The sequence below is a fragment of the Oenococcus oeni DSM 20252 = AWRIB129 genome (genome assembly GCF_000372485.1).
GTDB classification, from domain to species: Bacteria; Bacillota; Bacilli; order Lactobacillales; family Lactobacillaceae; genus Oenococcus; species Oenococcus oeni.
This window is the reverse complement of sequence record NZ_AQVA01000008.1, coordinates 35,088-61,199: the sequence shown is the minus strand read 5'-3', so window position 1 is coordinate 61,199 and position 26,112 is coordinate 35,088. Positions and strand designations below refer to the sequence as shown.

Annotated in this window: 32 protein-coding genes and 3 pseudogenes; 7 read left to right on the top strand and 28 right to left on the bottom strand. The window is 37.3% G+C overall.

The features are described from left to right. Nucleotides 1–28: 28 nt before the first annotated feature. The 11 genes and pseudogenes from A3G9_RS0106440 to A3G9_RS0106395 form a co-directional block, all read right to left on the bottom strand. Entirely contained in the window at nucleotides 29–469 is a 441-nt protein-coding gene (locus A3G9_RS0106440) for a ComGF family competence protein (RefSeq protein ID WP_002816978.1), read from the bottom strand. Further along, complete coding sequence (locus A3G9_RS0106435) at nucleotides 456–638, bottom strand: hypothetical protein (protein ID WP_002819117.1); 183 nt, start codon at nucleotides 636–638, stop codon at nucleotides 456–458. The genes A3G9_RS0106440 and A3G9_RS0106435 overlap by 14 nt, the downstream gene beginning before the upstream one ends. Next, on the bottom strand, nucleotides 631–756 hold the full coding sequence (locus A3G9_RS1000000110650) for a hypothetical protein (protein ID WP_257610580.1): 126 nt from the start codon (nucleotides 754–756) through the stop codon (nucleotides 631–633). Before A3G9_RS1000000110650 ends, A3G9_RS0106435 begins: the two co-directional genes overlap by 8 nt. A gap of 276 nt (nucleotides 757–1,032) precedes the next feature. Next, the gene (gene comGC / locus A3G9_RS0106425) at nucleotides 1,033–1,362 is read right to left on the bottom strand and encodes a competence type IV pilus major pilin ComGC (protein WP_002816975.1); all 330 of its coding nucleotides are present in this window, start codon (nucleotides 1,360–1,362) and stop codon (nucleotides 1,033–1,035) included. After that, a pseudogene (locus A3G9_RS1000000110700) lies at nucleotides 1,359–2,344 on the bottom strand (type II secretion system F family protein). Before A3G9_RS1000000110700 ends, comGC begins: the two are co-directional and overlap by 4 nt. Then, nucleotides 2,334–2,960, bottom strand: a pseudogene (locus A3G9_RS1000000110475) (ATPase, T2SS/T4P/T4SS family). Before A3G9_RS1000000110475 ends, A3G9_RS1000000110700 begins: the two co-directional pseudogenes overlap by 11 nt. Next, nucleotides 2,957–3,307 carry an ATPase, T2SS/T4P/T4SS family gene (locus tag A3G9_RS1000000110465; protein WP_002819122.1) on the bottom strand — a complete coding sequence of 117 codons (351 nt, stop codon included), beginning with the start codon at nucleotides 3,305–3,307 and terminating at the stop codon, nucleotides 2,957–2,959. The pseudogene A3G9_RS1000000110475 and the gene A3G9_RS1000000110465 overlap by 4 nt, the downstream one beginning before the upstream one ends. 69 nt (nucleotides 3,308–3,376) lie before the next feature. After that, on the bottom strand, nucleotides 3,377–4,471 hold the full coding sequence (locus A3G9_RS0106410; protein ID WP_002819124.1) for a SepM family pheromone-processing serine protease: 1,095 nt from the start codon (nucleotides 4,469–4,471) through the stop codon (nucleotides 3,377–3,379). Beyond that, nucleotides 4,468–4,941: a pantetheine-phosphate adenylyltransferase gene (gene coaD / locus A3G9_RS0106405; RefSeq protein WP_002819126.1), complete on the bottom strand. Its 474-nt coding sequence runs from the start codon at nucleotides 4,939–4,941 to the stop codon at nucleotides 4,468–4,470. The genes A3G9_RS0106410 and coaD overlap by 4 nt, the downstream gene beginning before the upstream one ends. A 2-nt stretch (nucleotides 4,942–4,943) precedes the next feature. Further along, nucleotides 4,944–5,504 carry a 16S rRNA (guanine(966)-N(2))-methyltransferase RsmD gene (gene rsmD / locus A3G9_RS0106400; RefSeq protein WP_002819127.1) on the bottom strand — a complete coding sequence of 187 codons (561 nt, stop codon included), beginning with the start codon at nucleotides 5,502–5,504 and terminating at the stop codon, nucleotides 4,944–4,946. Further along, nucleotides 5,501–6,715, bottom strand: a complete 1,215-nt coding sequence (locus tag A3G9_RS0106395; RefSeq protein ID WP_075646595.1) for an FtsW/RodA/SpoVE family cell cycle protein — start codon at nucleotides 6,713–6,715, stop codon at nucleotides 5,501–5,503. Before A3G9_RS0106395 ends, rsmD begins: the two co-directional genes overlap by 4 nt. An 89-nt stretch (nucleotides 6,716–6,804) precedes the next feature. Between A3G9_RS0106395 and A3G9_RS0106390 the strand changes: the two genes are divergently transcribed. After that, nucleotides 6,805–7,281 (top strand): ribonuclease H family protein, encoded by a 477-nt coding sequence (locus A3G9_RS0106390; RefSeq protein ID WP_002821533.1) that lies wholly within the window; start codon nucleotides 6,805–6,807, stop codon nucleotides 7,279–7,281. Nucleotide 7,282: 1 nt separating this feature from the next. Here the strand turns inward: A3G9_RS0106390 and A3G9_RS0106385 are convergent, their stop codons facing one another. The 6 genes from A3G9_RS0106385 to ytpR all read right to left on the bottom strand — a co-directional run bounded on the left by A3G9_RS0106385 (nucleotide 7,283) and on the right by ytpR (nucleotide 13,711). Beyond that, complete coding sequence (locus A3G9_RS0106385; RefSeq protein WP_002821532.1) at nucleotides 7,283–8,842, bottom strand: AMP-binding protein; 1,560 nt, start codon at nucleotides 8,840–8,842, stop codon at nucleotides 7,283–7,285. A gap of 46 nt (nucleotides 8,843–8,888) precedes the next feature. After that, entirely contained in the window at nucleotides 8,889–9,362 is a 474-nt protein-coding gene (locus A3G9_RS0106380; RefSeq protein WP_002819131.1) for a hypothetical protein, read from the bottom strand. A 58-nt stretch (nucleotides 9,363–9,420) separates the two neighbouring features. Further along, on the bottom strand, nucleotides 9,421–10,935 hold the full coding sequence (locus tag A3G9_RS0106375) for a peptide chain release factor 3 (RefSeq protein ID WP_002816962.1): 1,515 nt from the start codon (nucleotides 10,933–10,935) through the stop codon (nucleotides 9,421–9,423). A 55-nt stretch (nucleotides 10,936–10,990) separates the two neighbouring features. Next, nucleotides 10,991–11,713: a Bax inhibitor-1/YccA family protein gene (locus tag A3G9_RS0106370; protein WP_002819133.1), complete on the bottom strand. Its 723-nt coding sequence runs from the start codon at nucleotides 11,711–11,713 to the stop codon at nucleotides 10,991–10,993. A gap of 76 nt (nucleotides 11,714–11,789) precedes the next feature. Further along, nucleotides 11,790–13,097: a UDP-N-acetylmuramate--L-alanine ligase gene (murC, locus tag A3G9_RS0106365; protein WP_002821531.1), complete on the bottom strand. Its 1,308-nt coding sequence runs from the start codon at nucleotides 13,095–13,097 to the stop codon at nucleotides 11,790–11,792. Between the two features lie 2 nt (nucleotides 13,098–13,099). Continuing rightward, nucleotides 13,100–13,711, bottom strand: coding sequence for a YtpR family tRNA-binding protein (gene ytpR, locus A3G9_RS0106360; protein ID WP_002819135.1), 612 nt, complete (start codon nucleotides 13,709–13,711; stop codon nucleotides 13,100–13,102). A 38-nt stretch (nucleotides 13,712–13,749) separates the two neighbouring features. Between ytpR and A3G9_RS0106355 the strand changes: the two genes are divergently transcribed. Beyond that, nucleotides 13,750–14,070, top strand: a complete 321-nt coding sequence (locus A3G9_RS0106355) for a hypothetical protein (RefSeq protein WP_002819136.1) — start codon at nucleotides 13,750–13,752, stop codon at nucleotides 14,068–14,070. A gap of 2 nt (nucleotides 14,071–14,072) precedes the next feature. Here A3G9_RS0106355 and trmB read toward each other — a convergent pair whose 3' ends face one another. Genes trmB through A3G9_RS0106340 form a run of 3 tightly spaced genes read right to left on the bottom strand, consistent with a single transcriptional unit; the run spans nucleotide 14,073 to nucleotide 16,501 of the window. Next, nucleotides 14,073–14,732: a tRNA (guanosine(46)-N7)-methyltransferase TrmB gene (gene trmB / locus A3G9_RS0106350; RefSeq protein ID WP_002820317.1), complete on the bottom strand. Its 660-nt coding sequence runs from the start codon at nucleotides 14,730–14,732 to the stop codon at nucleotides 14,073–14,075. Beyond that, nucleotides 14,716–15,774 carry an ABC transporter permease gene (locus A3G9_RS0106345; RefSeq protein WP_002821529.1) on the bottom strand — a complete coding sequence of 353 codons (1,059 nt, stop codon included), beginning with the start codon at nucleotides 15,772–15,774 and terminating at the stop codon, nucleotides 14,716–14,718. The genes trmB and A3G9_RS0106345 overlap by 17 nt, the downstream gene beginning before the upstream one ends. Next, the gene (locus A3G9_RS0106340) at nucleotides 15,767–16,501 is read right to left on the bottom strand and encodes an ABC transporter ATP-binding protein (protein WP_002816955.1); all 735 of its coding nucleotides are present in this window, start codon (nucleotides 16,499–16,501) and stop codon (nucleotides 15,767–15,769) included. Before A3G9_RS0106340 ends, A3G9_RS0106345 begins: the two co-directional genes overlap by 8 nt. Before the next feature lie 40 nt (nucleotides 16,502–16,541). Here A3G9_RS0106340 and A3G9_RS0106335 point away from each other — a divergent pair, with 40 nt between their 5' ends. Genes A3G9_RS0106335 through A3G9_RS0106325 form a run of 3 tightly spaced genes read left to right on the top strand, consistent with a single transcriptional unit; the run spans nucleotide 16,542 to nucleotide 18,326 of the window. Continuing rightward, the gene (locus A3G9_RS0106335) at nucleotides 16,542–16,961 is read left to right on the top strand and encodes an HIT family protein (protein ID WP_002819140.1); all 420 of its coding nucleotides are present in this window, start codon (nucleotides 16,542–16,544) and stop codon (nucleotides 16,959–16,961) included. After that, nucleotides 16,961–17,239, top strand: a complete 279-nt coding sequence (locus tag A3G9_RS0106330) for a hypothetical protein (protein ID WP_002821528.1) — start codon at nucleotides 16,961–16,963, stop codon at nucleotides 17,237–17,239. The genes A3G9_RS0106335 and A3G9_RS0106330 overlap by 1 nt, the downstream gene beginning before the upstream one ends. Nucleotides 17,240–17,297: 58 nt before the next feature. Further along, on the top strand, nucleotides 17,298–18,326 hold the full coding sequence (locus tag A3G9_RS0106325) for a peptidyl-prolyl cis-trans isomerase (protein ID WP_002819143.1): 1,029 nt from the start codon (nucleotides 17,298–17,300) through the stop codon (nucleotides 18,324–18,326). Nucleotides 18,327–18,400: 74 nt separating this feature from the next. Here the strand turns inward: A3G9_RS0106325 and A3G9_RS1000000110460 are convergent, their stop codons facing one another. The 6 genes and pseudogenes from A3G9_RS1000000110460 to A3G9_RS0106300 form a co-directional block, all read right to left on the bottom strand. Next, nucleotides 18,401–18,520 carry a HeH/LEM domain-containing protein gene (locus tag A3G9_RS1000000110460; RefSeq protein ID WP_226490000.1) on the bottom strand — a complete coding sequence of 40 codons (120 nt, stop codon included), beginning with the start codon at nucleotides 18,518–18,520 and terminating at the stop codon, nucleotides 18,401–18,403. Nucleotides 18,521–18,589: 69 nt separating this feature from the next. Next, nucleotides 18,590–18,991, bottom strand: a pseudogene (rplT, locus tag A3G9_RS0106320) (50S ribosomal protein L20); the annotation flags it as partial. A gap of 22 nt (nucleotides 18,992–19,013) precedes the next feature. After that, on the bottom strand, nucleotides 19,014–19,211 hold the full coding sequence (gene rpmI / locus A3G9_RS0106315) for a 50S ribosomal protein L35 (RefSeq protein WP_002816950.1): 198 nt from the start codon (nucleotides 19,209–19,211) through the stop codon (nucleotides 19,014–19,016). After that, the gene (gene infC, locus A3G9_RS0106310) at nucleotides 19,192–19,836 is read right to left on the bottom strand and encodes a translation initiation factor IF-3 (protein ID WP_002820322.1); all 645 of its coding nucleotides are present in this window, start codon (nucleotides 19,834–19,836) and stop codon (nucleotides 19,192–19,194) included. The genes rpmI and infC overlap by 20 nt, the downstream gene beginning before the upstream one ends. 104 nt (nucleotides 19,837–19,940) lie before the next feature. Next, entirely contained in the window at nucleotides 19,941–20,900 is a 960-nt protein-coding gene (locus A3G9_RS0106305) for a hypothetical protein (protein WP_002821527.1), read from the bottom strand. Further along, on the bottom strand, nucleotides 20,893–22,794 hold the full coding sequence (locus tag A3G9_RS0106300; protein WP_002819149.1) for a ribonuclease J: 1,902 nt from the start codon (nucleotides 22,792–22,794) through the stop codon (nucleotides 20,893–20,895). The genes A3G9_RS0106305 and A3G9_RS0106300 overlap by 8 nt, the downstream gene beginning before the upstream one ends. A gap of 231 nt (nucleotides 22,795–23,025) precedes the next feature. Here A3G9_RS0106300 and rpsO point away from each other — a divergent pair, with 231 nt between their 5' ends. Next, nucleotides 23,026–23,295: a 30S ribosomal protein S15 gene (gene rpsO, locus A3G9_RS0106295; RefSeq protein WP_002816946.1), complete on the top strand. Its 270-nt coding sequence runs from the start codon at nucleotides 23,026–23,028 to the stop codon at nucleotides 23,293–23,295. 21 nt (nucleotides 23,296–23,316) lie between these two features. Beyond that, complete coding sequence (rpsT, locus tag A3G9_RS0106290) at nucleotides 23,317–23,583, top strand: 30S ribosomal protein S20 (protein WP_002819151.1); 267 nt, start codon at nucleotides 23,317–23,319, stop codon at nucleotides 23,581–23,583. A 52-nt stretch (nucleotides 23,584–23,635) separates the two neighbouring features. On the opposite strand, the gene A3G9_RS0106285 is transcribed toward rpsT, so the two are convergent. Both A3G9_RS0106285 and A3G9_RS0106280 read right to left on the bottom strand, forming a co-directional pair. After that, nucleotides 23,636–25,000, bottom strand: a complete 1,365-nt coding sequence (locus A3G9_RS0106285) for a DEAD/DEAH box helicase (RefSeq protein WP_002821526.1) — start codon at nucleotides 24,998–25,000, stop codon at nucleotides 23,636–23,638. A 148-nt stretch (nucleotides 25,001–25,148) separates the two neighbouring features. Further along, nucleotides 25,149–26,111, bottom strand: a complete 963-nt coding sequence (locus A3G9_RS0106280; RefSeq protein ID WP_002821525.1) for a DHH family phosphoesterase — start codon at nucleotides 26,109–26,111, stop codon at nucleotides 25,149–25,151. Between the last annotated feature and the right edge of the window lies 1 nt (nucleotide 26,112).

Below are 26,112 nucleotides of genomic sequence, written 5' to 3'. Positions count from 1 at the left end.
TAATATAATCGTTGATAAAAAAATATAACTATTTTTCCTCCTTTTCGTATTTTTCCAATAAAAGATTGCTTTCATAGCATTCCCCACTATCGAAATATAAAGATAAATAAATTTTTTCGTTAAGTTGCTCAAGTTCAAAATCTTTTACTTGGGAAACAATCGGCATTGTTCCTCCATCACTGGTCGTCAGCTGAAGGCTATGATTTTTTAATCTAAAATTGATCTTCTGGTTGCGTTTTCCGATTGAAAGTAAATAAATTTTTCCTTCCTTTGTTTGCGCCCAGCGATAGGATCGGCTTGAATCCTCTAACTGAAGCAACATTCGTTGGAAATTAATTGTGTTGGTCGTTTGTTTCTCTTTTTTTATATATTGAATTGCAAATTGAATTATTAAAACAATTAGGGCGAAAATCCCTAAAGCAATGATGCTTTCAAGGATCGTAAAAGATTTTTGTCTACTTTTCTTCACAATAGTATTTTTTCTCTAATTTTGATCTTTGATTTTGAATCGTATCTTTCAAAATCGTTATTCGTTGAATTTGTTTGCTTTGTAAATCGCATAAAAAACAAATTGCCAGCATTGATACTGATAAAGCAAGCAAAGCCTCCATTAAAACAAAGGATGATTGTCTATTCATATTTCTCCATCCGATAATTACCAAATCCCAAAGAATAAATTAATGCGAACTGCCTTCCTCCCTGAGGATCAGAGAAACTGATCGTTGCAGGAGCGACATAACCATTGGCTTTGATCACGATCTTATCCTTTGGTCCAATAAGTTCTTTAGGAATATTTAAAAGATGTTGGCCACCTCTTTGATCTATAAATTCAATTTTTTCTTAGAAAAAATAAATTTCAAATCGTGATTGTCCCTTTGAGCGCTTAATTGCGCTTGATTAAAAAAAGATTGATAGTCATTTAAAAAATCCTTTTCGATTTTTTCTTTTGATTTATGCGGTATTCGAACCGCCAAACAACATAAAGAGCAAACCAACAATAATACGATTACAGACTCTAATAATGTAAATGAATTATTTCGACACATTACTGCCATTAATCTTAATTCCAAATTCTTGTGCTTTTTTTATCTGTTTCTCGGTTAAATATTTTTTTGATAAAAGTTCGGAATAAGTTACATTTTTATCATCGTTATCATTTTCATATAAATCTACCTGTGTTTGAATTACAGAAACCATTGCCTCAGCCTGAGTATTTTCAGCTTTTTTGCGTTGATTATTTAAATTCGGCAAAATTAAAAGCATTAAAAGGCTGATGATAAATAAAACAATTGCCATTTCGATTAATGTAAAAGATTGTTTTTTATTCTTTATGCGTTTGAAAACATTTCTTATTTTTTTCATTGATTGAGTCCTCCTAAGGTTTGATACATCGGCATCAGCATTGATAAATAAAGTAAAACAATTCCTATACCGACAATTGCGAAACTTAAAGGCTGAATTAAGCTAATTAAGCGATCAACACTAGTTAAAAATTTTTCGTAACTTATTTTTGAATAAATTTTAAGATTTCGATTCAAGAGTTCTTTGTTGGCTCCTTGTTGAAAATAGATATTAATTGTCGGATCGAGAAAACTTAATTCATGAAAATAGTCGGAAAAGCTGTGTCCATCCTCAAGCATCTCAACGAGTTTTTCAGCAAAATCGGATTCAACTGAATGACTGTTATTTTTACTTATGTCTTTGGCGATTTGTGAAATCTGCAAACCCGAAGCCGTTAACATCGAAAGTTGTAAAGAAAATTGATAATTGATCAGGTGATTTAAAGTTTTTCCAAACAAAGGAATTTTTGTATAAAAAGCCAATTGCTTTAATTTGCTCATTTTTTTAAATGATTGCCAGCGGTAAAAAAGGAAAAGCAAGGTCATCAATACCACACCTAGTACTTTGAACCAAAAATATTCATCAACGAAATCAACCCGCTGCTGATTAGACCAGCTCGATAAAATTGGTAGTAAAAATATTTTTACAGCAACTGCGATTCCAATTAATAAAAAACAAGAACAAGTGGATACCTAAGAATTTGCTTGATTTTATTTTCTTGCTTTAAACATTTTTCCGAAAAATCCGCCAATTGAAGTAAAATTTTCTCTAAGTTTCCATAACGATCAGCCATGCCAATCTGAAAGTTCAAAGAATTATTCAAATAAGGTTTGATTGCAAAAGCAAAATTCTTTCCTTTGGCTAGTTCGAGATTAAGGTTTTTAACCCAGGAACTTTCGCGTGAAATTTGCTGAATAAAATTTGTCGCCTGATTTATTGAATAACCCGACTGAATTAATTGTCCAAGAAGACTTAGAAATTCTACCTGTTGCCTACGCGGCAATTTTTTTGTACTCTTCGTATACTTTTGAAGATATTCTTTTACTTTTAAAAGCACCATCCAATACTTCCTTCCAAGAAGATCCAAAATCACTTGTTGGCTGATCCAAAATCTGCCAATCTTCCTTCCAATCGGCAATTGCCGCAAGCGAACCATTAACTTGTTGTAAAAGACGCTGATAAATAGTTACCTTCAAGACATCTTTGAGCAAAGTTTTGTCAACGCCAAGTTCCAATAAACGATTACCGACTGTACTTGCAGAATTAGCATGAATTGTCGAAAAAACTAAATGGCCACTTAAGGCAGCTTGAATTGTCGCTTGGGCAGTCTGCGAATCTCGGATTTCTCCAATTAATAAAATATCAGGATGATGGCGAAGAGCCACTTTTATCAGATCAAGATAAGTCATAGAAGCATGCTGATTCACCTGCAATTGCACAAATCTACTATTTTTAATTTCCACAGGATCTTAGATTGTGAGAACGAGTTTATCACTTGCGTATTCGCGTAATAATTCATGAATTGTACTTGTTTTTCCAGAACCGGTTGGCCCAGCAACGACAACCAGTCCATGTGAAGGGATTATTTGTTTTAAATGAGAAAATTGTTCTTTTTTCAACCAAACGAGATTGTGGATTTCACGATCATAAAGAATCTGATTACCATTGTTTCCTGGTTTTTAAAATCGCCAACAGTTGAAATTCTCAAAGACAAATTTTGTTTGTCAAGAGACCAATCCATCGAACCCATCTGGGGACGTCGATTTTCGGTAATGTTCATCTGTGCCCGAAACTTGAGGAAGCTAAACAGCTTCGTTGCGATCAATTTACTAATTATTCGAAAGCTTCTGGGTCGACTGCCATCGTGAAATTTAATTTGATAATGTTCTTCATCAGGTAAAAGATAAATATCGGTTGAATTAGAATCAACAGCTTCTTTTAAGAGTGACTTAAAGTAATTTTGCATTTTTGGCTCCTATTGAGTAATACGTATTTTTTAGCCAAAATAAAAAAAGCCAAAACGGCTTTTTTAAAATTACTTTGTTTTTATAACTTTTCCATATTTCAAATAATTAAGAGCATCCTGAAAATTCCGGATGGGAACAAGTTTCATTTTCGGGGCATACTCTTTTTGTGCTTTAAGCGCTGCCTGCCAGTTAGTCTGGCCACCATCCAATTTAAGATTTGCCTTAGTCGATTTTACATACGGGACAAAGAAAACCGTTGAACCAGCTTCCTTTGCAGCGATTATTTTCTTATCGATACCACCAATTTCGCCAACTTTTCCTTGATCATCGATTGTCCCTGTACCGGAAATATTACGACCTTTTTTGATGTTATCGCCTGATAATTGTGAATACAGTTGAAGAGTGAACATCAAACCGCCTGAGGGTCCGGAAATCTGACCGACATTGACTTTAACCTTCGGGTCGGTAGTAACTTCCACATCGTCAACTAGACCGATTCCAATTCCGCTCCTCCCTTTTGGATATTCTTTATCTTTTGTATTTGCTAAATGAATTGTTTTTCCGGAAACTTCAAGCGTTTTGTTATTCCGCAAAACAGTCAAAGTCACCTTTTCCCCGACCGGCATAGCGGCTAGGTATTTTTGATATCCGGCAGAATTGTTAAAGTGTTTGCCATCAACCTTCGTGATCGTATCGCCAACTTTAATTTTCTTGGCAAAGTGCGATTTTTTCGTGATGCTGGCAACATAAATTCCGCGATATTCGGATTTGACTTTATCAGCCATTCCAGCAGCTTTAAAAGCAACTTCTTCTGCCGATAGAATCGCTTCCTTCATTTGATATTTGCTGATTGCTTCGTAAACACTATTCGAAACATTTCCTTGAACTTCTGTCTTAGCTTCAATCGAATAGGCGCCATTAAATTTACTAATCAGCCAATCCAAATGATTTGCCTGGGATAAATATACCGAAACAAGTCGCAAGGAACCTTTTGTTCGATCGCGTTTGCCGGCAACAGTCATAAACTGTTTTATATTATCCGCCTGTCCTGGCGTTTCCACGTAAGCATTCATTGGTAAAAGCAAATAAAAAGATACGCCGATGATCATTAACATGAAAATGGTAAAGCTGGAAATAATTGTTACAAATGTTTTCTTTTTCATTTAGTTTTTAACTTTATCAGTTTTATAACATTTTCGGGCACAAAATGACTAATATCAGCTCCGAATTTTGCTACTTCTTTTAAATTTGAAGAAGAAATGTCTTGATAAACAGCCTTCGATGGCAACAAAACTGTATCAACATTTCCAAGACGATGATTGATTTCCGCGATATCGCGTTCATATTCATAGTCCCTAACATTTCTGATTCCCCGAACAATTACATCTGCTCCGACCGATGAGACAAATTTGAAAGTTAAATCAGGCATCGGTAATACAGAAACGTTCTTCAAATTTTTAGTGTTGTTGGAGATCAAAGTTATTTTTTCTTCAGTCGTAAACATTGCTGTTTTACTTGTATTAATGCCAACAGCCACGATCACTTGATCAAAAAGAAGCGCCGAACGGCTGATAACATCCAAATGGCCAAAGGTTAAAGGATCGAAAGATCCCGGAAAAACAGCTTTTACCATATTTAGTCCCTTTCCATTACCGTTAAATAAGTAATTCCATAATCCTTCTTCGACAAAACAGTATAGCCATTAGGCAGATTACCATTTAGAGAATTAAAACCAGATCGATCCGTCTCGGCAACAATCAAGGCATGTTCTGTCAATAAATTATATTCCGTTAAGCTAGAAATATCTTTGACAATATGCTGTTTTGCATAAGGGGGATCGAAAATTACCAAATCAAATCGAATTTGATTATCAAAAAACTGCTTAATTGCCTGGCTGGCCGGCGCCTTGATTATTTCAAAATTTTCCGGACTTTTCGTCGCAATGACATTATTTCTGATTACTTCAATTGCCGGTCTGGCATGATCGACTAAATAAGCTTTCCGATAGCCCCTAGAAACTGCCTCAATTCCCAAAGAACCGGAACCGGCATACAAATCTAAAACGATCCCTGGTTTGTTATAGGGGGCGATAATAGAAAAAAGCGCCTCTTTGACTTTTTCGGTTGTCGGTCTGGTCAATTTCGAAGGAACCATTTTCAAACGCAGACCATGGTTTTTTCCTGCAATAACTCTCATTTTCTCATCCTTGCCCTCTGCCGGCTTTCTCTCCTTCTTGTCTTTATCTGTTCGCTATAGGTTCGTGAGACTACACATGCAATCCCAACCGATATCGAACTAATCAAAAAGGAAGATCCTCCGTAAGAGATAAAAGGAAATGTCACTCCCGTCAAAGGAAGAGCGCCGATAATTCCACCCAAATTAACCAAAGCCTGGATAAAGAAATAACTGGCAATACCATAAAGAACCAAACGCCCAAAATTATTTCTGACATGAAAAGCGATATAAAACATCCTTCCAATCATAATCAATAGAAGACCAAGAACGATAAATAGCGAGATCGATCCAAGTTCCTCAACGAAAATGGCCATAATAAAATCGGTATTAGCTTCCGGAAGATAGCCCATCTTCTCAATCGAATTCCCTAAACCAACTCCAAATAATCCACCGTGAGCAATCGCATAAAAAGAATTAACCAACTGCAACGACTGATTCTTCGCATATGGCCAAGGATCCATGAATATCAATAAACGCCGGGCCTGATAGTGACTTGACAAAAAGCTTTCCGGAATTTGTTTGATAATTAACGGCAAAAAAATATAGATAAGCAAAATCAAAGCAATTGATAAAAAAAGATATTTGGGATTCGGACCAGAGGAAAAAATAATTACAGCAATTAAAAAAAGAGCAATTAAAGCATTCCCTAAATCAGGCATCAAAACAACAATCAACAAATTCGATAAAACGAAGATAACCTGAAAACGCGTATATCCAAAAATCATTTTCACTTTTTCGGTTGTATTTTGATTATTCAAGTTAGGCGGACGATGGGGACGAGTTCCCCTGGATTTTCTTTGATACTTGTCCAAACGATGGGAGGATAAAGAAGCCAAATAAAGAATGATCACAATTTTAAAAATTTCGGCCGGTTCAATATTGAACATCGGTAGGTTAATCCAACCGTGTGCCCCTGTTCCTGCAGTAGCAGGAGCAATAAAGCGGGCAAACAACAGTAGGCCAAAAGTAATCAACATCGCTAAAGAAGTCCACTTAGGAGAAGCAAGCCAATCGATCTTGACAAAAAAATAAAAAACAAAGACTGTAGCAATACCGATCAAAGCAAAAATAGACTGCCGAATCAAAAAACTAAATGCCCCGGCCGAATAATCATCCGAAGAGGAAAAAACCATCAACACGCCAATCAGACTTAAAAATAAAAAAGGTCCAATAAGGAACCAATCTAATTGTTTGATTATTTTACTCACCTGTTCATTCTATCAATACAGATTATCCTTGAGAACTATGGCAAGATAAAAATATGAATAATTCACTAATCAAAGTTTACACGGACGGTGGGAATCGAAATACGGGAAACAAACCCGGCCAACATGTTCATGAACGGGATTTATCGGCATGGGCTTATATAATCGAATACGAAAAAAAACAGTACATTGCTTCAGGCTTTCAGTTTGGAGCAACAAATAACGCAATGGAACTGATGGCGGTTGGCTCGGCTTTTAGAAAAATTACCAAGACGGAAGAATTAAAAAAACAAAAAATCGAATTAATCAGCGACTCGCATTATGTTTTGGACCCGATGGAAAAAGGTTGGTTGGAAAAATGGATGAAAACAAAAAAAGAGCGGCCGAATTTTACGATGTGGCAGACTCTTTATCCAATGTACTTAGAATTAAAACCCTATTTAATTTTTCACTGGGTAAAAGGACACAAAAATACTGTTGGAAATATTCGTGTCGACGAACTTTTAAATCAAGAAATGGATAAACACAAGTAGATTATAGTTGCTTCAACCTTCCAATTGAAATTTGTTTTTGAATCTTTCTTCTCTGAACTTTATTCATCGCATTTTTTATCAGCTTTTTACTAAGAAAAAACTTTACCGGTTGTTCAATCGGAGATAAACTATTTTTGGAAATATTCTCTAAATCGAACTTCAGTTTTTTTAGATCGTTAAATGATGTTTGAACAACTAAAGCTGGAACTTCGCCATATATTTCGTCCGGAATAGCAAGAGCAACCAAATCATCTATTTCACTTAATTTTCGAAAAGGTTCCTCAATCGTTGTCGGACTGATCTTATCACCGGAACGATTGATAATCTCTTTTTTTCTGCCGACAATAAATAAATAATTATCTTCATCCAAATAGCCCAGATCTCCGGTATAAAGCCACCCATCGACAAAATCCTTTTTATTCTCGGACCATAAATATTTTTGAATAACACTTGGACCGGACAAAGCAATTTCGCCAATTTCGCCAACTTTTTTCTCTTGATGAGAATCAGAATCGCGGATTGTTAATTTTTCAACCGTTGGGAGACCAACGGAACCAAGTTTCTGACCATTTTTACGCTGGGGATTAACAGAGATTTGGCCGGCGGCTTCAGTCATTCCGTAAGATTCAACTAATAATATTCCAAAATTCTTTTGGAATAAATCAGCTGTTTTTTTAGAAAGTGGTGCACTAGCCGAACGCAAAAAACGCAAACTTTTCCGTCCTTTTGGTAAATTTAAATATTCAGCAGCATTACTTTTTGTTTTATTTAAAATACCGATAATTGCTGGAGCAGCCGAAGCCCAGGTGATATGATATTTCTCTATTTGTGGCCAAAATTTGGATGCCGAAAATTTTTCTGGAATTACTAATTTCCCACCGGCTAAAATTTGGGAAATCAAGGCAATGATTTGTCCGTTAACATGGAATAAAGGTAAAATTTGATATCCAATATCCGAAGACGACAAGTTATGAGATTCAATGACACTTTTAGCAGCAGCAAAAACCTGCTTATGATTAATTCCAACTGCCTTGGGTCTCCCACTTGTGCAGGAAGTATATAGCAAACTGGCATATTGTTCTTCCAGTTCATTTTTATCGGGAAAATCAAAATGATGCTCGATTATTTCTTGATCTGAAACACGATGAATAGTATCACCATTTGGTAGTTCCAAAGCCTCGTCAAAATCTATTCCCGATAACTGAGCAAAATTAGTAAATTGATCTTCATAATTATGATTTAAAATTACAGCCGATAGCTGACTTTGTTTTGCAATATCTGCCAATTCCTCAACCTTTAAATTAGGATTAACAGCATACATTGTTAAACCGCTAAATATTTCTGTAAAAAAACGAACAACAAAATCAACCAAATTTCCAGAGGCCGTCAGAATAATTCCTGGTTGGCTAAGTCGCAATTGCTGCAACTGTTCTTGAAATCGATTGATTTTTTGCAAAATTTCAGCCTTGCTATAAGAACGATCATTTACCGTATCGACTAAAATGCTTGAGTTTACATCTGTAGAGAGAACTCTTTCCAATTCATGAGTTAGTTTTGTCAAAATAAAATCACTCGATAAAAATAAATAATAGATGTCATGTTTAAGTTTATTTACGGAACATATCTAAGAATTTTTCAAACCATGACTTCGTTTCTTTAGTAGCGGATTCTGCCGTTTGGGCAACCTGTTTTGAAACTTCATCAACACTCTCTTTACTTTTATCAGCAGCTTTTTTTGCTGCATCCTGAGTTTTCTTCACAGCCGGTTTTGCAGCTTCGGTGGTTTTTTTGGCAGCTTTACGAACAGTTTTTTTGCCCTTTGCAGCGTTCGTTTTAGCGCCTTTGGCTACCGACTTCCCCTTGCTGCTTGCTTTGGCTGTTGTCTTTTTAGCCGCCGTTTTAACAGCAGAGGCTGCTTGAGACGTCGTTTTCTTAGCAGAATTTTTTGCAGTCTTAGTGTTTTTCTTTGCAGTAGAAGCAGCTTTTTTAACAGTGGATTTAGTCGCAGGAGCAGCTTTTTTAGCAGCGCTGGTTGTCTTTTTTGTCGTTCGACCAGTTGCTGCTGTTTTCTTTTCTGGCATTTTCTCTCCTTACTTAACGAGACAAATTTTAACAAAATTTTAAAGATGTGACAAATTACTAAAGTTTTGATTCCAAATCAATATCAGGATACTTATCGACAAACCAATTCAGAGCAAAACGATTCTCAAACAATATAACCGGGTTGTCTTGTTGATCTTTCATCAGTATCGAACGCGAGGTATTCATTTTTTCATCCAACTGATCCGGTTTGATCCAGCGAGCGATCTTTTTACCAAGCGGTTCGAAAATAACTTGAGAATTATATTCATTAGCCATTCTGAACTGGAATACTTCGAATTGAAGCTGGCCAACCGCCCCAATGATATATTCTTGGCCATGCCACGACTCGAATAATTGGACAGTCCCTTCCTGAACCAATTGCCTAATACCCTTATGATAAGATTTTTGTTTCATAACGTCTTTGGCGATTACCCGATTAAAAAGTTCCGGAGTAAATGTCGGTAATGGTTCAAATTCGACTTTCTGTTTACCAGTATAGATTGAATCACCAATTTGAAAGTTACCGGTATCGTAAAGGCCGATAATATCTCCTGGAACAGCTGTTTCAATATTTTCACGTTCATCAGCCAAGAATTGAGTAACGTTGCTGAGCTTCAATTTTTTTCCATTTCTGGCAAGCGTCACATCCATCCCTTTTTTAAACTCCCCGGAAACGATTCTGACAAAAGCAATCCGATCACGATGATTAGGATTCATGTTCGCTTGAATTTTAAAAATAAATCCCGTGAATTGGTCGTTATCCGGTTGAACCTCTTTATGATCAATCGTGGCCTTGTCCGATGGCGAGGGGGCATATTTTAAATACTCAGTCAAAAACTGCTCAACTCCAAAATTACTTAAAGCCGACCCAAAGAAGACTGGTGTTTGAGCACCCCGAAGGACTTTGTCCTCATCTAATTGATTACCGGCATCCTTTAAAAGCTCGATCTCTTCCATTGATTCGTTATAAACAGATTGATCGGGATTTTTCACATTATCATATTGAATAAACTTGTTCCGTTGTAAATCGTAAATTCCCTGTAAAACCTGGCCGGAACCAATCGGCCAATTCATAGCATAGGCTTGAATGCCAAGTGTTTTTTCTAATTCATCAACCAAATCAAGCGCTTGACGACCATCACGATCCAATTTATTAAAAAAAGTAAAAATCGGGATATGGCGCTTTGAAACTATTTCAAACAATTTCCTTGTCTGAGGTTCGATTCCCTTTGCCGAATCAATCACCATTACTGCCGAATCAACCGCCATTAAAGTACGATAAGTATCTTCTGAGAAATCCTCGTGGCCTGGGGTATCAAGGATATTAATCCTTTTGCCGGCATAATTGAACTGCAAAACAGAAGAAGTAACGGAAATACCTCGCTGCTGTTCAATTGCCATCCAATCCGAGGAGGCCATTTTATTCGATCCACGACCTTTGACTGTGCCAGCTTTTCTGATAACGCCGCCGTGTAACAGGAGTTGTTCGGTCAAAGTTGTTTTACCGGCATCAGGATGCGAAATGATTGCAAAAGTGACACGTTTTTTGTATTCTTCTTTAAAATTTGTCATAAAAAAAAATTCCGCTATTAAGTATAGCGGAATTAAAGATTCAATGATAAAAGAATCAATTTCTTTGATTTCCAAAAATTCTAAGCAAATACAAGAACAAGTTAACAAAGTCAAGATACAAACTAAGCGCACCCGAGATGGCCAAGCCGTTGATTGTCTGGTTGCCCTGTCCCTGAAGTTCGAAATACATTTGTTTTAAACGATTATTATCATAAGCAGCATAAACACTAAAGACAAGAACTCCCAAAACAGACATAATAAAGCTAAATCCGGGAACGAATATGCTAACCACAAGGCCAACCATTAATGCGATCATCGCGCCGAAAAGAATTGGAGCAAGTCTAGAAAGGTTTTTCTTCGTAAAGAATCCATACAAGGCCATAGCTCCAAAATCAACTGCTGCCATTAGAAAAGCAGAAACAATCGACTGCAAGTCGTACATCGCAAAAATGGCACCAAAGAAAATTCCTTCCACAACTGCGAAAGCAAGCAATCCCCCAAAAGCCAACGCCGGATTTTTTAAGGCGTTACGACCAATTAGAAAGACAACAGCCAACTGAGCGATCGCCAGAACGATCCAAGTCAATGCACCATTGCTGGCATAAAAACGAACAAACTCGGCATAGAATGGATAAGCCAAAGCATAAGCCAATCCAAAAGTAATTAATAACGCCGCTCCCATATAGGCGTATGTCCGTTGGAAGAATGCTGCTAATCCCGATTCATTAGTTGAATCAGTAACATCTTTTATGATGCGATTATCAGAATAATTTTGCATTCTAACCTCCTTTCTGAATATTATAGCAGGATATCATAAAAAAAGTCTGACTATTATTGACCTTTTAATTTACATTTTATTCAAACCCTTTTTTAAGAGCATCTTCATATTTTTCGATATCGCCGGCCCCCATGAAAACAAGTACCGATCCATGTTCGGCACTTAATTTGTCATAGGCATTCGATTCCGAAATAATTGCTCCCGCATTCGGTAGTTTATCTAAAATATCTTCGCTTTTAGCATTACCGGCCTTTTCTCTTAGAGATCCGAAAATCGGTGTAATGTAAACTTTATCGGCTGATTTTAAAGCATTAACATATTCATCCTTAAAAGCATTGACGCGTGTGTATGTGTGTGGTTGAAAAACAGCTACTAAACGCTTATTCGGAAATTTCTGTCGGGCAGCATCGATTGTTGCCTTAATTTCAGTTGGGTGATGGGCATAATCATCAACAATTGTTAAATCAGCTACTTGGCTGATATTAAAACGACGCTTAGCACCTTGATAAGTCAAAAGACCCTTTTGGATTTGGTCAACCGAAAAACCAAGATAATCAGCTACAGCGATCGCAGCAGTCGTATCCAAAATTCCGTGATCTCCCTCAATCGTGGCAAAAAAATCACCTAATTTTCGGCCGCCCTTTGAAAGCGAAAAATAACTTCCTTCGGTTCGTTTGTCAATATTATTCGCACAAAAGTAATCGGACTTTTCAAAGCCATAAGATAGAATTCGAGCCGTCTTCGGCTTTATTTTTTTTATCTCCGGATCTTCGCCGTAAGCGAAAATAATCTTTTTAACATGGTCGGCGAATTCAGAGAATGCGCTTTTGACATCATCGAGACTTTTATAATAATCGGGATGGTCCCAATCAATGTTCGTGATGATAGCAACATCGGGAGTAAAAGGCTGAAAATGACGGTCATACTCGTCTGCTTCGACAACAAAATATTTAGAGGAGAAGACCCCTTTTCCAACACCATCGCCAATTAAATAACTCGTTGATTCGAAATTCGACAAAATGTGTGCGAGTAAGCTGGTGGTACTGGTTTTCCCGTGTGCTCCGGAAACGGCGATTGAAAAATGTCGACGAATAACTTCTTCAACTGCCTGAGGATAGGTCAAGAGTTTTGCCCCAACTTTTTTAGCTGCCAAAACTTGGGGATGATCATCCGAAAACGCGTTTCCTTTCACGACAACATAATTACTCTTGATCAAATCCGGATCGAAATCGGTAATTTGAATACCGGCTTTGACCAGCGGGAACTGTGTAAAAGTTTCTTTGTCGATATCAGACCCAAGAACTTTGTTCCCCTGATCATGAAGAATCAAAGCCAAACTGGCCATCCCAGTTCCCTTAATCCCGATAAAATAGTAATTTGTCATATTTAATTATTAAACTCCAATTCATTCCCTTTTATAAAATCAAAAGTTTCGCCAACTTTACCAAAATCATCGGGCAAAACAATCATTCCCGGACGATCCGGCGCATTTTTCAAGCCGAGTTCCTTTGGAGCGGCCATCATTCCATATGAGTCAACACCGCGAAGTTTCCCCGGCCAAATAATCTTTCCCGAAGGCATGATTGCCCCAGGCAGACAAGCAACCGTTTTAATGCCTCGACGAAGATTTGGACTTCCTGAGACAATCTGAACACTTTTGTCGGAAGAAATTTTAACTTGAGCAACATGCAAGTGATCAGAATCAGGGTGTTTAACAAATGAATCAACATAAGCAATCACGAATTTCGCCTCTGGATCATAAACAAGTTCAGGTTTAAAGCCAGCTTGAATGAGAAGTTCATTTAATTCTTCAATCTTTTTCACTGTTAATTTGATTGGTCCTTTGTCCAAAGGGGCTATACCAGAAAAGTGATAAGCAAGCGTTTGATCGTTTTTATAAATACGTGTAATTCTTTTTTTTGTTTCAAAAGACGAGTCTGGCTCCTCGGGAGCTAAAAAAGTCATCAATGTGTCTGAATTATAATCGGCAACAAGCATATTTCTATCTTAAAACAAAAAACAATATAATTATTTGCATGAATAAAAAACACAAGAACTTAATTGCTGCAACGGCCGGTTTTTTGGTTGGAAGCGGGATCTCAATTTTTATCGCCAAAAAAATCAAGGAAAACAATGCTGATCAGATTCTCGAAACTGTCAAAGAGACGCTTTCAGCCCAAGGAACAGTGTCAAATGCCTGGATAAACAGCGAAAGAATCAGTGGAGAACATTATGGAACGAGAACCATCTACAATGGGGGCGCAAATATAACCAGTGATCAAGGAGAAACAAAAAGCATCGACTTTATTGCCGATGCCGACACTGGCGAACTCTTTAAACTTGAGGTGGTTGATTAAAATTAAAAATTAACTCTAATCCAGTACTCGGGTTGATTCATTTCCGCAAATTTTTTCTCGTATTCCGTTTCGATATTTACGGGATTTTTTTTGAGTTCGTGATGCAGATCGTAGCTGATTTGTTCTTCAGGCCAAGAAAGACCAAATTTTTTAAAGCTCGAAAGAGAGTATTCAAAGAGCCCAAGATTATCGGTTTTTAATTCCAAGGATCCATTGGGAAGCAAAATTTTTGAATATGACTTTAAAAAATTTTCAGCAGTCAAACGTCTTTTTTCATGTTTTGCTTTCGGCCAGGGATCACTATGATTCAAGAAAATTTTGCTAATTTCATTGTCAGCAAAATAATCGCTCACATCGCCTCCATCCCCTAAAATAAGTTTTAAATTAGCTAATTGAGGCTCTTGTTTAAAAGCTTTCTTCCCAGCTATTGCAACCGCGGTTGGTTGCAGTTCCAGACCGATGAAATTATTTTCTGGATATTTGATGGCATTATCCAAGATAAATTGTCCTTTGCCGGATCCGATTTCCAAATAAAGCGGATGGTTATTCCCAAAGACCGAAGACCAGCTCCCTTTTAATTGCTTGGCTCTTTGATCTTTGATGATCAAATCCGGATGCTCATCGATAAAAGGAACTGCCCATTTCTTACTTCTTAATCTCATATTTAAATCCTACCAAACGTGGCAGATACCAACAGATGATCACCCAAGTAAAAGAAATTATTAACAGAATACTAATTAAAACAGAAACTTTTCTATGACTTGCCAAGAGGGAAAGCAGCAATAACAGCACAATCGGCACAAAGACTGCAACAGCTAGCAATTGAAAATCAGTCAACTTTCTTTTTCCATCTCGTTGATATACCTGAGCCATTTTATGATTCGAGTAATGAGAAAAAATCGGTTTCATTTGATAAGCGAGGGCAAAAACTATAAAAAGCCCACTAATTGTGGCAGCAGAAAGCGAAGGCAGAAAAAAAGCCAAAGCCATTCCAAAAAAGGTGGTCAAAATAATTGTTGGCATAAACTGCCGACTTCTAAAAAAATAACGAGTAAAAAGAATCCAATGGAAACTTTGATTAAATTGCGGCAGACATTTAATCAGCCAATCCCAAATCTTCGTTGGTCGATTATCATGCTTCAATTCCTTAACATCGGTAAAAAAATTTAAAAAAATATTAATTCGATTAACCCTTCTTAGTTCTGAATTTATTCCATAAGTCCAATCAACTCGATTGTCTTTAACGATATTTCGGTATTTTAAAATAAGTAAAAAAGTTTTAGCCAATAGGAAAAGGAACAAATAAATCAATGAAATTACAAGGCCGAATATTTTAAGTAAAATCGGCATCAATAATAAATTCAAAAAAAATTGAAGCAGGATGTTCAAAAGCAAAGATCTCAGAAAGCTTTTCTTCAAGTATTTTTTCAAGTCCGGCAAATCGGCAATTAGAAATATTTGATCGGCATTTTGTATATAAGTCGACAAATCGCCAAAAAATAAGAAGGAAGAGCTTGCAAACAATACAAGCAAAATTGTCAACCAATTGCCGTGGATACTATTTAAATTATGTAAATATTCATAACCCAGTAAAGCGACTGCAATAAAAAGAAAACCGATAAACTGGTCGTTGAAGGCTCGGCTTAAGTAACGAAAATTTCTTTGAAAAGACAGTTCACGCCGACGATTAAAGATTTTATCCATTAGCAGCCTCTCTTGCCAAATGCAAATATATTTCATTAATTGTTTTTTGCTGTGGAAAAGCTTTAAAAATATCTTTCATTTTTCCTTTGGCACGTATTCGGCCACGGTCAATCAATAAAAACTGATCAACAAATTTTTCCGCTCCCTCGACTAAATGAGTACTCATTAAAATAGTTGTCCCAGCTGCCTTTTTCTCCTTTAAGAGATCAATCAAATCAGAGACAGCCAAAGGATCCAAGCCAATAAAGGGTTCATCGACGACCAAAAGTGGAGCATCTGTCAATAATGCCAATACGATCATTACTTTTTGCCGCATTCCCTTGGAAAAATCGATCGGAAACCAAGCCAACTTGTCCTCCAAACGGAAAACTTTTAACAATTTTGCGATTTTATCCTTAATCAGTTTTGAATCTAGATGATAAGCAGCAATTGTTGTCTGAATATGCTCCCTTAAAGTCAAGTCTTCATATATAATCGGTAATTCAGGTATGTAGGCCAAATTGCGCTGATAATTAGATGAATCGCTTTTACTATCTTGGCCGTTAAAAGAAATCGAACCGCTCTTTGGCTGCATTAATCCGATAACGTGATTAATGGTAGTTGTTTTCCCTGAACCGTTTAAACCAATTAGAGCCGTAACAGTTCCCGCTTCAATCGTAAAATTCAGATCTTTAATTGTATTTGTTTGACCATATCCACCGGTCAAATGTGAAATCTTTAGTGTCATAGTTATCGATTAAATTTTAGCAGACCGATATAATGTAAGCATGGAAGATATATTCGATAAAATAATTCACGGTGAAATACCTAGTTATAAAGTCTATGATGATGAAGATGTTTTTGCATTTTTAGATATATCACAGGCCACTCCCGGACATACTCTGGTTGTACCAAAGGCTGACGTTAAAGACATTTTTGCCTACGATGATGAGTTGGCCAAAAAAATTTTAACAAAACTTCCAATAATCGCTCGGGCAGTCAAAGCCTCCAACCCAAAAATTCTCGGCATAAATATTCTTTCAAATAACGGAGTTGCTGCCGGCCAATCGGTTCCCCACTCTCACTGGCATATTATTCCACGATATGAAAATGATGGCCTGGATCTCCCCGGTGCCGTCGATCATTCTAATCAATACGATGAAAAAAGATATAAAGCAATTGCTAAATCAATTAGTGAGCAGTTCTGATGGCCAAATTTAAAAAAAATGACAATTTTTTTCAAAATGAAACCGAAAAAATATTTAACTATTTAAAAAACGAACTAAACATTCTTCGGAAAACTTTTTTTGCGATTAAAAAATTAATAGGCAGCAAGCCGACTCAAGAAAAGAATTTGTCCGAGCTCTCCGATCATTTCCAAAGAAGCAAAGAAGAAATAGATAAATCCAAAACAAAATTAAATGAAGATATTCGCTCATTAGAAAATGAACTATCAACTGTTAAATATCCCTTTCACAAAAAATGATTTGAGTTAGGTCCTAACTTTCGTTAGAATTAAAGGGTTATAAATTCACGGAGGAAATATGCGTAAATTCGTTTGGACAGCAATCGTGCTATTGTTTTTGGCGGGTTCTGCCTACCTTGCCTTAAACACATCTAAGGTTTTGGTTACGTCAAAGGCAGGTGCGATTACTGAGGCAAAATATATGTCATCGGTTACAAAAACCTCGGCCGGTGAACAATTGTTTGTCAGCATGGTTATGAATGATTCATTGGAAAGGTTGTACGGAAGCTCTGTTTCAACAACAACCGTCAATAATGAATACACTCAGGAAAAAGCACAATATGGAAGCAGCTGGTCTAGTTTCCTATCGGAAGAAGAAACTACGGCAAAGGCCTATAAAAAACAGATTCGTACAGAACTGCTTTTAGTTCAAGCTGTTAAAAACTATCATAAAGTTACAGAAGCTCAATTAAAAAAAGCCTACAAGACCTATACGCCAAAGATGAACGTTTCAATTATTACTGTTAGCAGCTCATCAAAGGCCGACACAGTACTCAAGAACTTAAAAGCCGGTAAAAGTTTCGCTTCTCAAGCCAAACAATACTCAGGCGATACCACAACAGCCGCCAATGGTGGCAAAATGCCAAGCTTCGATTCAGCTTCACCAGTTGTTTCATCAAAAATTATCGCTGCAGCTAAAGCCTTAAAGACTGGCGAATATAGCAAAAAAGCTATTAGTGTAAATTCCGAATACATCATTCTTAAATTGAACTCAAAGTCTAAAAAAGAATCAATCGGCAGTTATCGAGATGTTTTGGCCGACTCTATTATTAATAAATGGATTAATACCTCAAGCAACTCAACCAAAATTCAAAAGATTATTGGTAAAGTTATGAATAAAAATGACGTCCAGGTAAAAACTTCACAATATCCAGCGTTAAAGAACGCAATCGATCAATATATCGTTTCAGCAAATACATCTAGTGAAACTTCATCGACATCCACTTCCAGTTCGTCTAGTTCATCTAGCAAATCATCATCGAGCAAGAGTGGTTCCAGTTCTTCAAAGAGTTCCTCTTCAAGCTCTTCTTCCAGTTCAAAGAAGTAAAAGATAATTAATTGCTGATAAAAAACTCCAGTTCAATGAACTGGAGTTTTAATTTGCTTATGTAAAGCACTTTTTTATTTAACTAATGCCAAAAGATCTGCTTTCTTGGCACTGGAAGGATATTTAATACTTTCAGAATCAAGATAAGCTTTAATTTCAGCAACCGTTGAAGCTGTTGTTGGTTTTTCGGCCACAGCAACTTCTTGAGTCTTGGTACTCTTTCCAGGCTCCAAAACAACCGGTTTAGCAGCACCTTTTTCAATTCGCTCAATTTTAATATCGGTATCCAAAGTTGCGGCTTTGCGTGTTGGAGCAGAAACCTGCTTCTTTGCAGTTTCAGCAAGTTTTGAGAAAGTTGCAAAATCTGATACAGCCAATTCGGCCAACATCTTCCGATTCAAATCTATGCCGGCGACTTTAAACCCATGCATTAACTGAGAATATGAAATACCATTCATCCGACTCGCAGCGTTTATACGAGCAATCCATAGCTTACGATAGTCTCGTTTGACATTCTTACGATCCCGATAAGCATAAAGATACGACTTCCAAACTTGTTGCTTGGCAACTTTAAAATTAATGTGTCGCTGACCACGATAGCCTTTGGCCAACTTGATCATTTTCTTACGACGAATACGTGTAACGTTAGTTCCTTTAACTCGCATAATTTATCTCCTTGACCAAAAATTATAGATTACTCAATATCTTTGCATAACGCTTAACATTGACTTTATTCATCATAGCAGTGCCACGCAATTGGCGACGCTGTTTCTTAGTTTTTCCATGAAAACGGTGTGAAGTAAATGCTTGTCCAGCCTTAAACCCGCCTGAAGCAGTTTTTTTAAAACGCTTTGCTGAAGCGCGATTAGTCTTCATCTTTGGCATTTGTATTCTCCTTTAATTTGTTCTTCTTTTCGGATTGAGCTTTCTTAATGACTTCCGGCTTAGGCGAAAGCAATAAGGACATTTGACGACCCAAAAGTTGCGGCATCTGATCAATATTTGCCAAATCAGCAAGCTGTTTTGCCATATTCATCAATACCTGGCGACCAACATCTTGGTGGGTCATCATTCGACCGCGAAAACGTAAATTTAATTTAACCTTATTACCGGCAACCAAAAACTTGGTAGCTGCCTTTTTTCGTGTCTCAAAATCCCCTTCGCCAATAACAGGACTTAGACGAACTTCTTTAGTTTGAACAATAACTTGTTTCTTTTTATTTTCGCGAATTTTCTTCTGCTGCTCAAACCTAACCTTACCCCAATCCATAATTCTAGCAACCGGTGGTTGAGCCTTCGCCTGAACAATAACCAGGTCTAGATTTCTTTGATCAGCGATTCTTTGAGCATCGCGTGTGCTCATAACCTTTTTTGATCCATTGTCAATTAACATCACTTCACGAAAGTGAATATTTTCATTGACTAAATCAATTTGGCGCTTGGGCCTTTGCTGTGGTCTTGCTATAAGAAAAATCCTCCATTTTTTGGTTGGAAAAAGCGAGTCATGCAAACATGCAAAACCCGCCTCAAAAAGAATGATAAGCCAACATGGTCTTGCACATGCGGCGAGAGGCGGGAACCTCTACTTAATTCAACTCAGATATTATACCATAATTAGTTATTAGAAGCACGTTTTTCCTGTTCGTGCTCACTTTTTACAATTTCATCAATCAACTTTTCGATTTGTTCGAAAATCTTCCTTTGCTTATCAGACATCCTTGAAATTTTATCAGCCCCTTGATATTGATTAATCATTTCATCGATCCAATTTCTCAATTCAAAAATTCCTGCGGAAATCTTCGGATATAATATGCTGGTTTGCATTCTCAAATTAGCCGTCAGCATCTCGCCAGCCAATGGATCATCGGGTCCAAGTTCATCATCCAACATTTTTTTTAATTTAATGTATTCATCAACCTGCAAAAGAGGTTTTAGTTTGGAAGGGTTAACCTGATAAATTTTCTTGTCAATCCAGTAAAAATCAACTTTTTCATCAATCTCTAATTTTTGAGCCGTTTCAATCAAACTGGAACGAATCAACGGATTGATATAAGGATCCAAGAGCAAAAACTTCACACCGCTCCACCACTCATGCAAAGGTAATTTAAACGAACTTTCAAAGCGGCTGCGCTGTTTGGCAAAATTACCATCAGATAAGTGATAAAAAGACTGCATCAAAGTCTTTTGAGTCGCTGACATTTGAGAACGAGTACTTAACTCTTGATTAGAAATCTCATCAATTGCCCAATTCTGCCAGCGAGGATCAGAAAAGTTAGTCATTTCCCGAGCATAAATGAAATTCTGGTTCTTAAGCAAAACGTTGATTGCCAATTTAAAAAGTTCTTCAGTATTCAGATAATCATCAAGAAAATCTTCAAGATAGACATTCGCCAAACTGAATTGTTGATCTTCATATAAAGTACCAACAAGAATGCGATTTAAATCCAATTCTTGCTTTTTATCGTAGGCCATCTCAAAATAAGAAGCAGCTTGATGAAAATTATTATGGTCAAATTCCAAGTGCCCCTGCTTTACTAATTCATCAAAAGTCAATTGTTGCGAATTTTCAGACATGCTCCTCGATATTTTGTTGCTTTTCAGCTAGTTTAGCATTAATCTTCTCAATTGTTTCTTTTTTTGGCCGAATCGAACGCGGTGTTGATTTAACACGTTGCCTTGGGCGACGATTTTGATTATTGCGAGTCTTGCTTTGCTCTTCGGCGACTTGTTTTTTCTGATTCTGATTATTTTCAGTCTTTTTTTTGCTGTTCGGACGACGATTTTGATTGGCTTCCATAACAACCGGCATAACAACCGGGCGACGTTTGGTCTGTTCATAAAAGAACTTGGACATTGCATCCTTAACGCCCGATTTTAGATCATTCCAATCAAAATCATCGGTATTATCCAAATAAAGTTCAATCTGATCAACCATCACCTTGGCTGATTCATGAATTAATTCTCGGTTGGTCTTTACGAAAATAAAACCACGAGTTGTGATTCTCGGAGCGGCAACAACTTTTTTCTTTTTACGATCTATTGTTGCGGCAGCAATCACAACTCCATCTTCGGAAAGCATCTTACGGTCGCGAAGAACAATATTTCCAACATCGGTATTGCCTGAACCGTCAATCATTGTATCGTCAACTTCAAAGGAATCCTCAAGGGTGAACTTTTTATTTTCAGGATCGAACTTGTATTGGTCACCTTTCATAGACAAGAAAATATGGTTCTTTTTAATTCCAACTTCTTGAGCAAGAAAATCAGCGACAGAAAAAACCCGATATTCTCCGGAAACTGGGAAAAAGTAGTCAGGCTTAATGAAATTCAGCATAAACTGTAAATCATTTTGGCTTGCATGTCCCGAAGAACGCAAATTATCTTTAATTGAAACAACATTTGCACCACGGCGGAAAATCAGATCACGGGTTTTAGCCATAATCGATTCACTGGAAATCGAAGGCGTAGTAGCGACAAAAATTAAATCATTTTCATTAAAACTTACGTAACGATCGTCCCCTTTAGCCATTCTCTGTAAATCACGAATCGGTTCGCCCATTTTACCGGTTTCAAGAATAACCAGCTTGTTGGGTTCAACCGACTTCAAGTTTTTAATATTTGTAAACAATTTGTTGTAACTGGTTGGCAGATTCAAGCGTTTTGAATCCAAAGCAGTTTTAACAACCTGCTCTAAATCATTACCAGAAATAGCAATTTTACGACCAGTCTGATATGCCGAATTAATAACTTCCTGAATTCTTTGTACATTGGAAGCAACGGTCGCAACAATAATTCTGCGATCAGCATTTTCTCGAAATGTTTGGAAAACGAATTCATCAATCGCTGACTCGCTGACTGATTCGCCTGGCGTTTCAACCCCATTGACATCAGCCAACAAAGCCAAAACGCCTCGCTGACCAATCCGAGTCAAACGAGAATAGTCGGTTTTATAAGGTCCCTTGGCCGTATTGTCAAACTTAAAGTCGCCCGTGTAAACAATCTGACCATATTCAGTTTCCAAAACAATTCCAACCGATTCAGGAATCGAGTGTGTGGTGCTAAAAAACGATACTTTCGTTTTGCCAAATTCAACAATTGAATCAGGCGTGATGACATTATAATCGTCAAAATCGCTCAAAGAAGGCCGACGAGAAACCTGTTGTTTCGCCAACGCGAGTGTAAATTCAGTTCCAAAAACCGGTACACGAAGTACTTCTAGCAAATACGGAAGCGCGCCGATTGCATCAGCATGTCCATGAGTCAAGAAAACTCCAACAACCTGATCAGCGTGATCAACCAAATAATTAAAATCAGGAACGACAACGTCGACTCCCAAAAGATCTGTTTCTGGATATTTTAATCCAGCATCCAATATATAAATTTCGTCATTCACAGTAACGGCATACATGTTTTTTCCGTTTTCACGAACACCGCCGAAAGGAATGATCGATAAAGCAGTTTTTACCATATTATTCATAACCTCAATATTTAATTGCGAATCTGTTTTCTGGACGCGCGAACGTTAGTCCAAGAGAGTTTCGTTGTCTATTATTCTACAAGAGTTTCTTGATTATGTAAAACGTCTACTTGTTTGGTACAATATAAGAGCTGTATTTTGCAGCTATCCCTTTGCTTAGCTTTTCGCGAACCTACCTTTTACGAATCGCTCGGTAATTGGAAATTTTGAGGAGGTAAAATCATGGCTTTAACTCAAGAAGCAAAGAACCAGATTATTAAAGAATATGCTCGCCATAATGGCGATACCGGTTCTGTAGAGGTTCAGGTGGCTGTTTTAACCGCTGATATTAACGAATTGAATAACCATATGAGCGAAAACAAACACGACTTTTCTTCACAGCGTGGATTGATGAAGAAAATCGGTCACCGCCGTAATTTATTACGTTATTTGCGTGACATTGATGTTGCTCGTTATCGGACACTTATTTCGAAGCTCGGACTTCGTCGTTAATATTTTATTTAGGAGGAAAAAATGCCAATTATTGAATCTTCAATTCAACGTGAACGCTTAAACAAAGCTGAGCGTGCCGTGCGCGCTCCACAAATCAGTGCATATCGTACTGCTGTTAAAAACTTTGAAAAAGCTGCTGCTGCTGGAGCTGACAATTTGCAAGAATTGTTCAGTAAAACCAGTGCAGCGATCGATAAAGCTGAAACGAAAAACTTGATCAAAAAGAATAAAGCTGCGCGCGATAAAGCCCGTCTTTATAAATTGCTCAAGGCAGCAACTAGTAAATGAATTTGAATGTTATAAATTAAGAAAAACCCGGTTCAATGACCGGGTTTTTCTTTTATCTATTTTTTTTTGCTTTTCTTGCCGACCTTGAAGCGGTTCTTTGACTAACTTTATTTTCTTTCATTTGCTTAAATCTAATCGCACCCTTAATTTGCCGACGGTAACCAGGCTTAACGTGTGCTTTTTTCTTCTTCACCAAACCGACTAATTCTGGATCCAACTGTTTCTGTGAAGGTCGACGCCGTGCCCGACGATTACGATCTTTAACATCTATCAATTGATGATCTTTTAGTTGCTTTGCCTGAAAATTGATTCCCAACTTTTCTAGTTCTTCAACTTTATCTTCTTCATCCGGGCCATAAAGCGTAATTGCCGTACCTGGCAATCCATTTCTGCCTGTTCGACCGACTCGATGAATGAAAAATTCTAGATCCGTTGGAATATCATCATTGATAACTTCCGAAACCCCTTGAATGTCAAGACCGCGAGCCGCTAGATCAGTTGCAACAACATATTGAAATTCTTGTTTTTTAATTCTTTTCATCGTGCGTCGTCGTTCTCTTGGTTCGATTCCACCGTGAACTTCAGCGGCTTTCAAACCTTGGGAGTCAAGAAAATGAGCTAATTCATGAACACGTTCTTTCGTGTTGGCAAAAACAAGCGTTAAATAACTTTCTTTTCTGGTCAATAAGTCAAAAATAACTTCGTTTTTGTCTTTGGATTTAGTTGCCAGTAAATAATTATCAATTGTATCAGCAACGACCGTTGAAACAGGAATCTCTTCAATTAACGGGTTTTTCATGTATCTTTTCAAAAAAGGTGTCAATTTATCAGGAATCGTTGCCGAGAAAACCAGCATTTGCAAATTATCCGGCATTGCGCTGGCAATCGTATCAACATCTTCCAAAAAGCCCATATCCAAAGCCATATCGGCCTCATCAACAACAAAAAATCTATTTTGGTTAACCAATAGAAAATTTTTACTAAGAAAATCTTTTAAACGTCCAGGAGTTCCAATCGCAATCTGAGGTTGTTTCCTCTCCAATTGCCGAATTTGTTTATTTCGATCAGTTCCGCCAATATAATCAGCGATTCTCAAATCTGCAAAATTTTCATCAATTGCTGCTAATGATTTTTGAAAATCACGAAAAGCCTGATAAAGTTGTTCAGCCAATTCACGAGATGGAGAAGTAATCACCGCCTGTGTTTCTTCAAGAGAAGGATCCAGACCGTTAAATATCGGCAGCAAAAAAGCGTGAGTCTTGCCGGATCCGGTTTGTGATTGCCCAACAACGTCACGACCAGCGATAATTGGTGGGATTATACGTTTTTGAACTTTCGTCGGTTTGTTAAACGAAATTCCATCGATTGCTTTAACAATCTCCGTTTTTAAATTAAATTGTCCGAATTGATTAGTCATTTATCTATATATACCCAGCGAACCACAAAATTAACTCAAGATCATTTTAATAAGATACTTCGTAAAAAGTTCGCAATACTCTTTAATCAGTCTAACAGTTTAAAGAAAAAAACATTTTTTAGAAAATATCAACTCTTAAAATCAGAATTTACTTTGCTGTTTTTTCCAAGCTGGTTGAAAAAATGTTTGCAGATTCCTTTAGTTCTTTAATAATTTGATCGATTTCAGTCTGGTCTTTGGCCTTTGCACCACTGGCCATATCATGTCCACCGCCATTATGCAGCTTGGCAATTTCATTAACATTCGGCCCTTTAGAGCGTAAGCGAACTCTATAACTGCCATCATCGTTTTCAATAAAGTTTGCCCAAACAAGGACCTCTTTAATCGAACCAAACATCCCAACAACGAAATTAGTACCTTCATTTCCCAAATGACCGGCTTCAATCTCGGCTTTTGTAAGCGTGATCCAACCAACATGATCTTCAACTTTCATTTCATCATAAACTTTACCGGAAAAACGTGCCTGAACAAGACTGATCGAGGACATTTCCCGATTTACCCTTTCATAGTCAATCGAAAAATGATACAGTTTGCTGACCGCAATAAAGGTTTCCGGCGTAGAAGCATACATAAAACGTCCAGTATCGCCAACAATTCCAATATAGAGATTGCGAGCCGCTTCGTCGGTCAGTAAAAGAGGGATGTTATCGTCCAAAAAGAAAGTAACCATTTCAGAACAGGAAGAACGGCCAGGTTCGACCCACATCAAATCGCCGTAAGGCTCATCATTTGGGTGATGATCGATTTTAATTAATTTATCGCCATTTTTAAACCTGTCGTCGTCGATTCGAGCAACATTAGCCGTGTCAATGACAATAACGAGCGCGTTTTCGTAAGTAGAATCAGGAATAATATCCATCGATCCAACCCATGCCAAACCGGTAATTTCTTTTCCAACTGCATAAATATTTTTCTCCGGAAAAGCCGCTTGAAGTCCGTTTTTTAAACCCAATTGCGAACCAACGGCATCCGGATCCGGGCGCTGATGCCGGTGAATAATAATCGTCTGATATTTTTCAATTTGTCTTAAAATCTGATATTGAATGTCCATG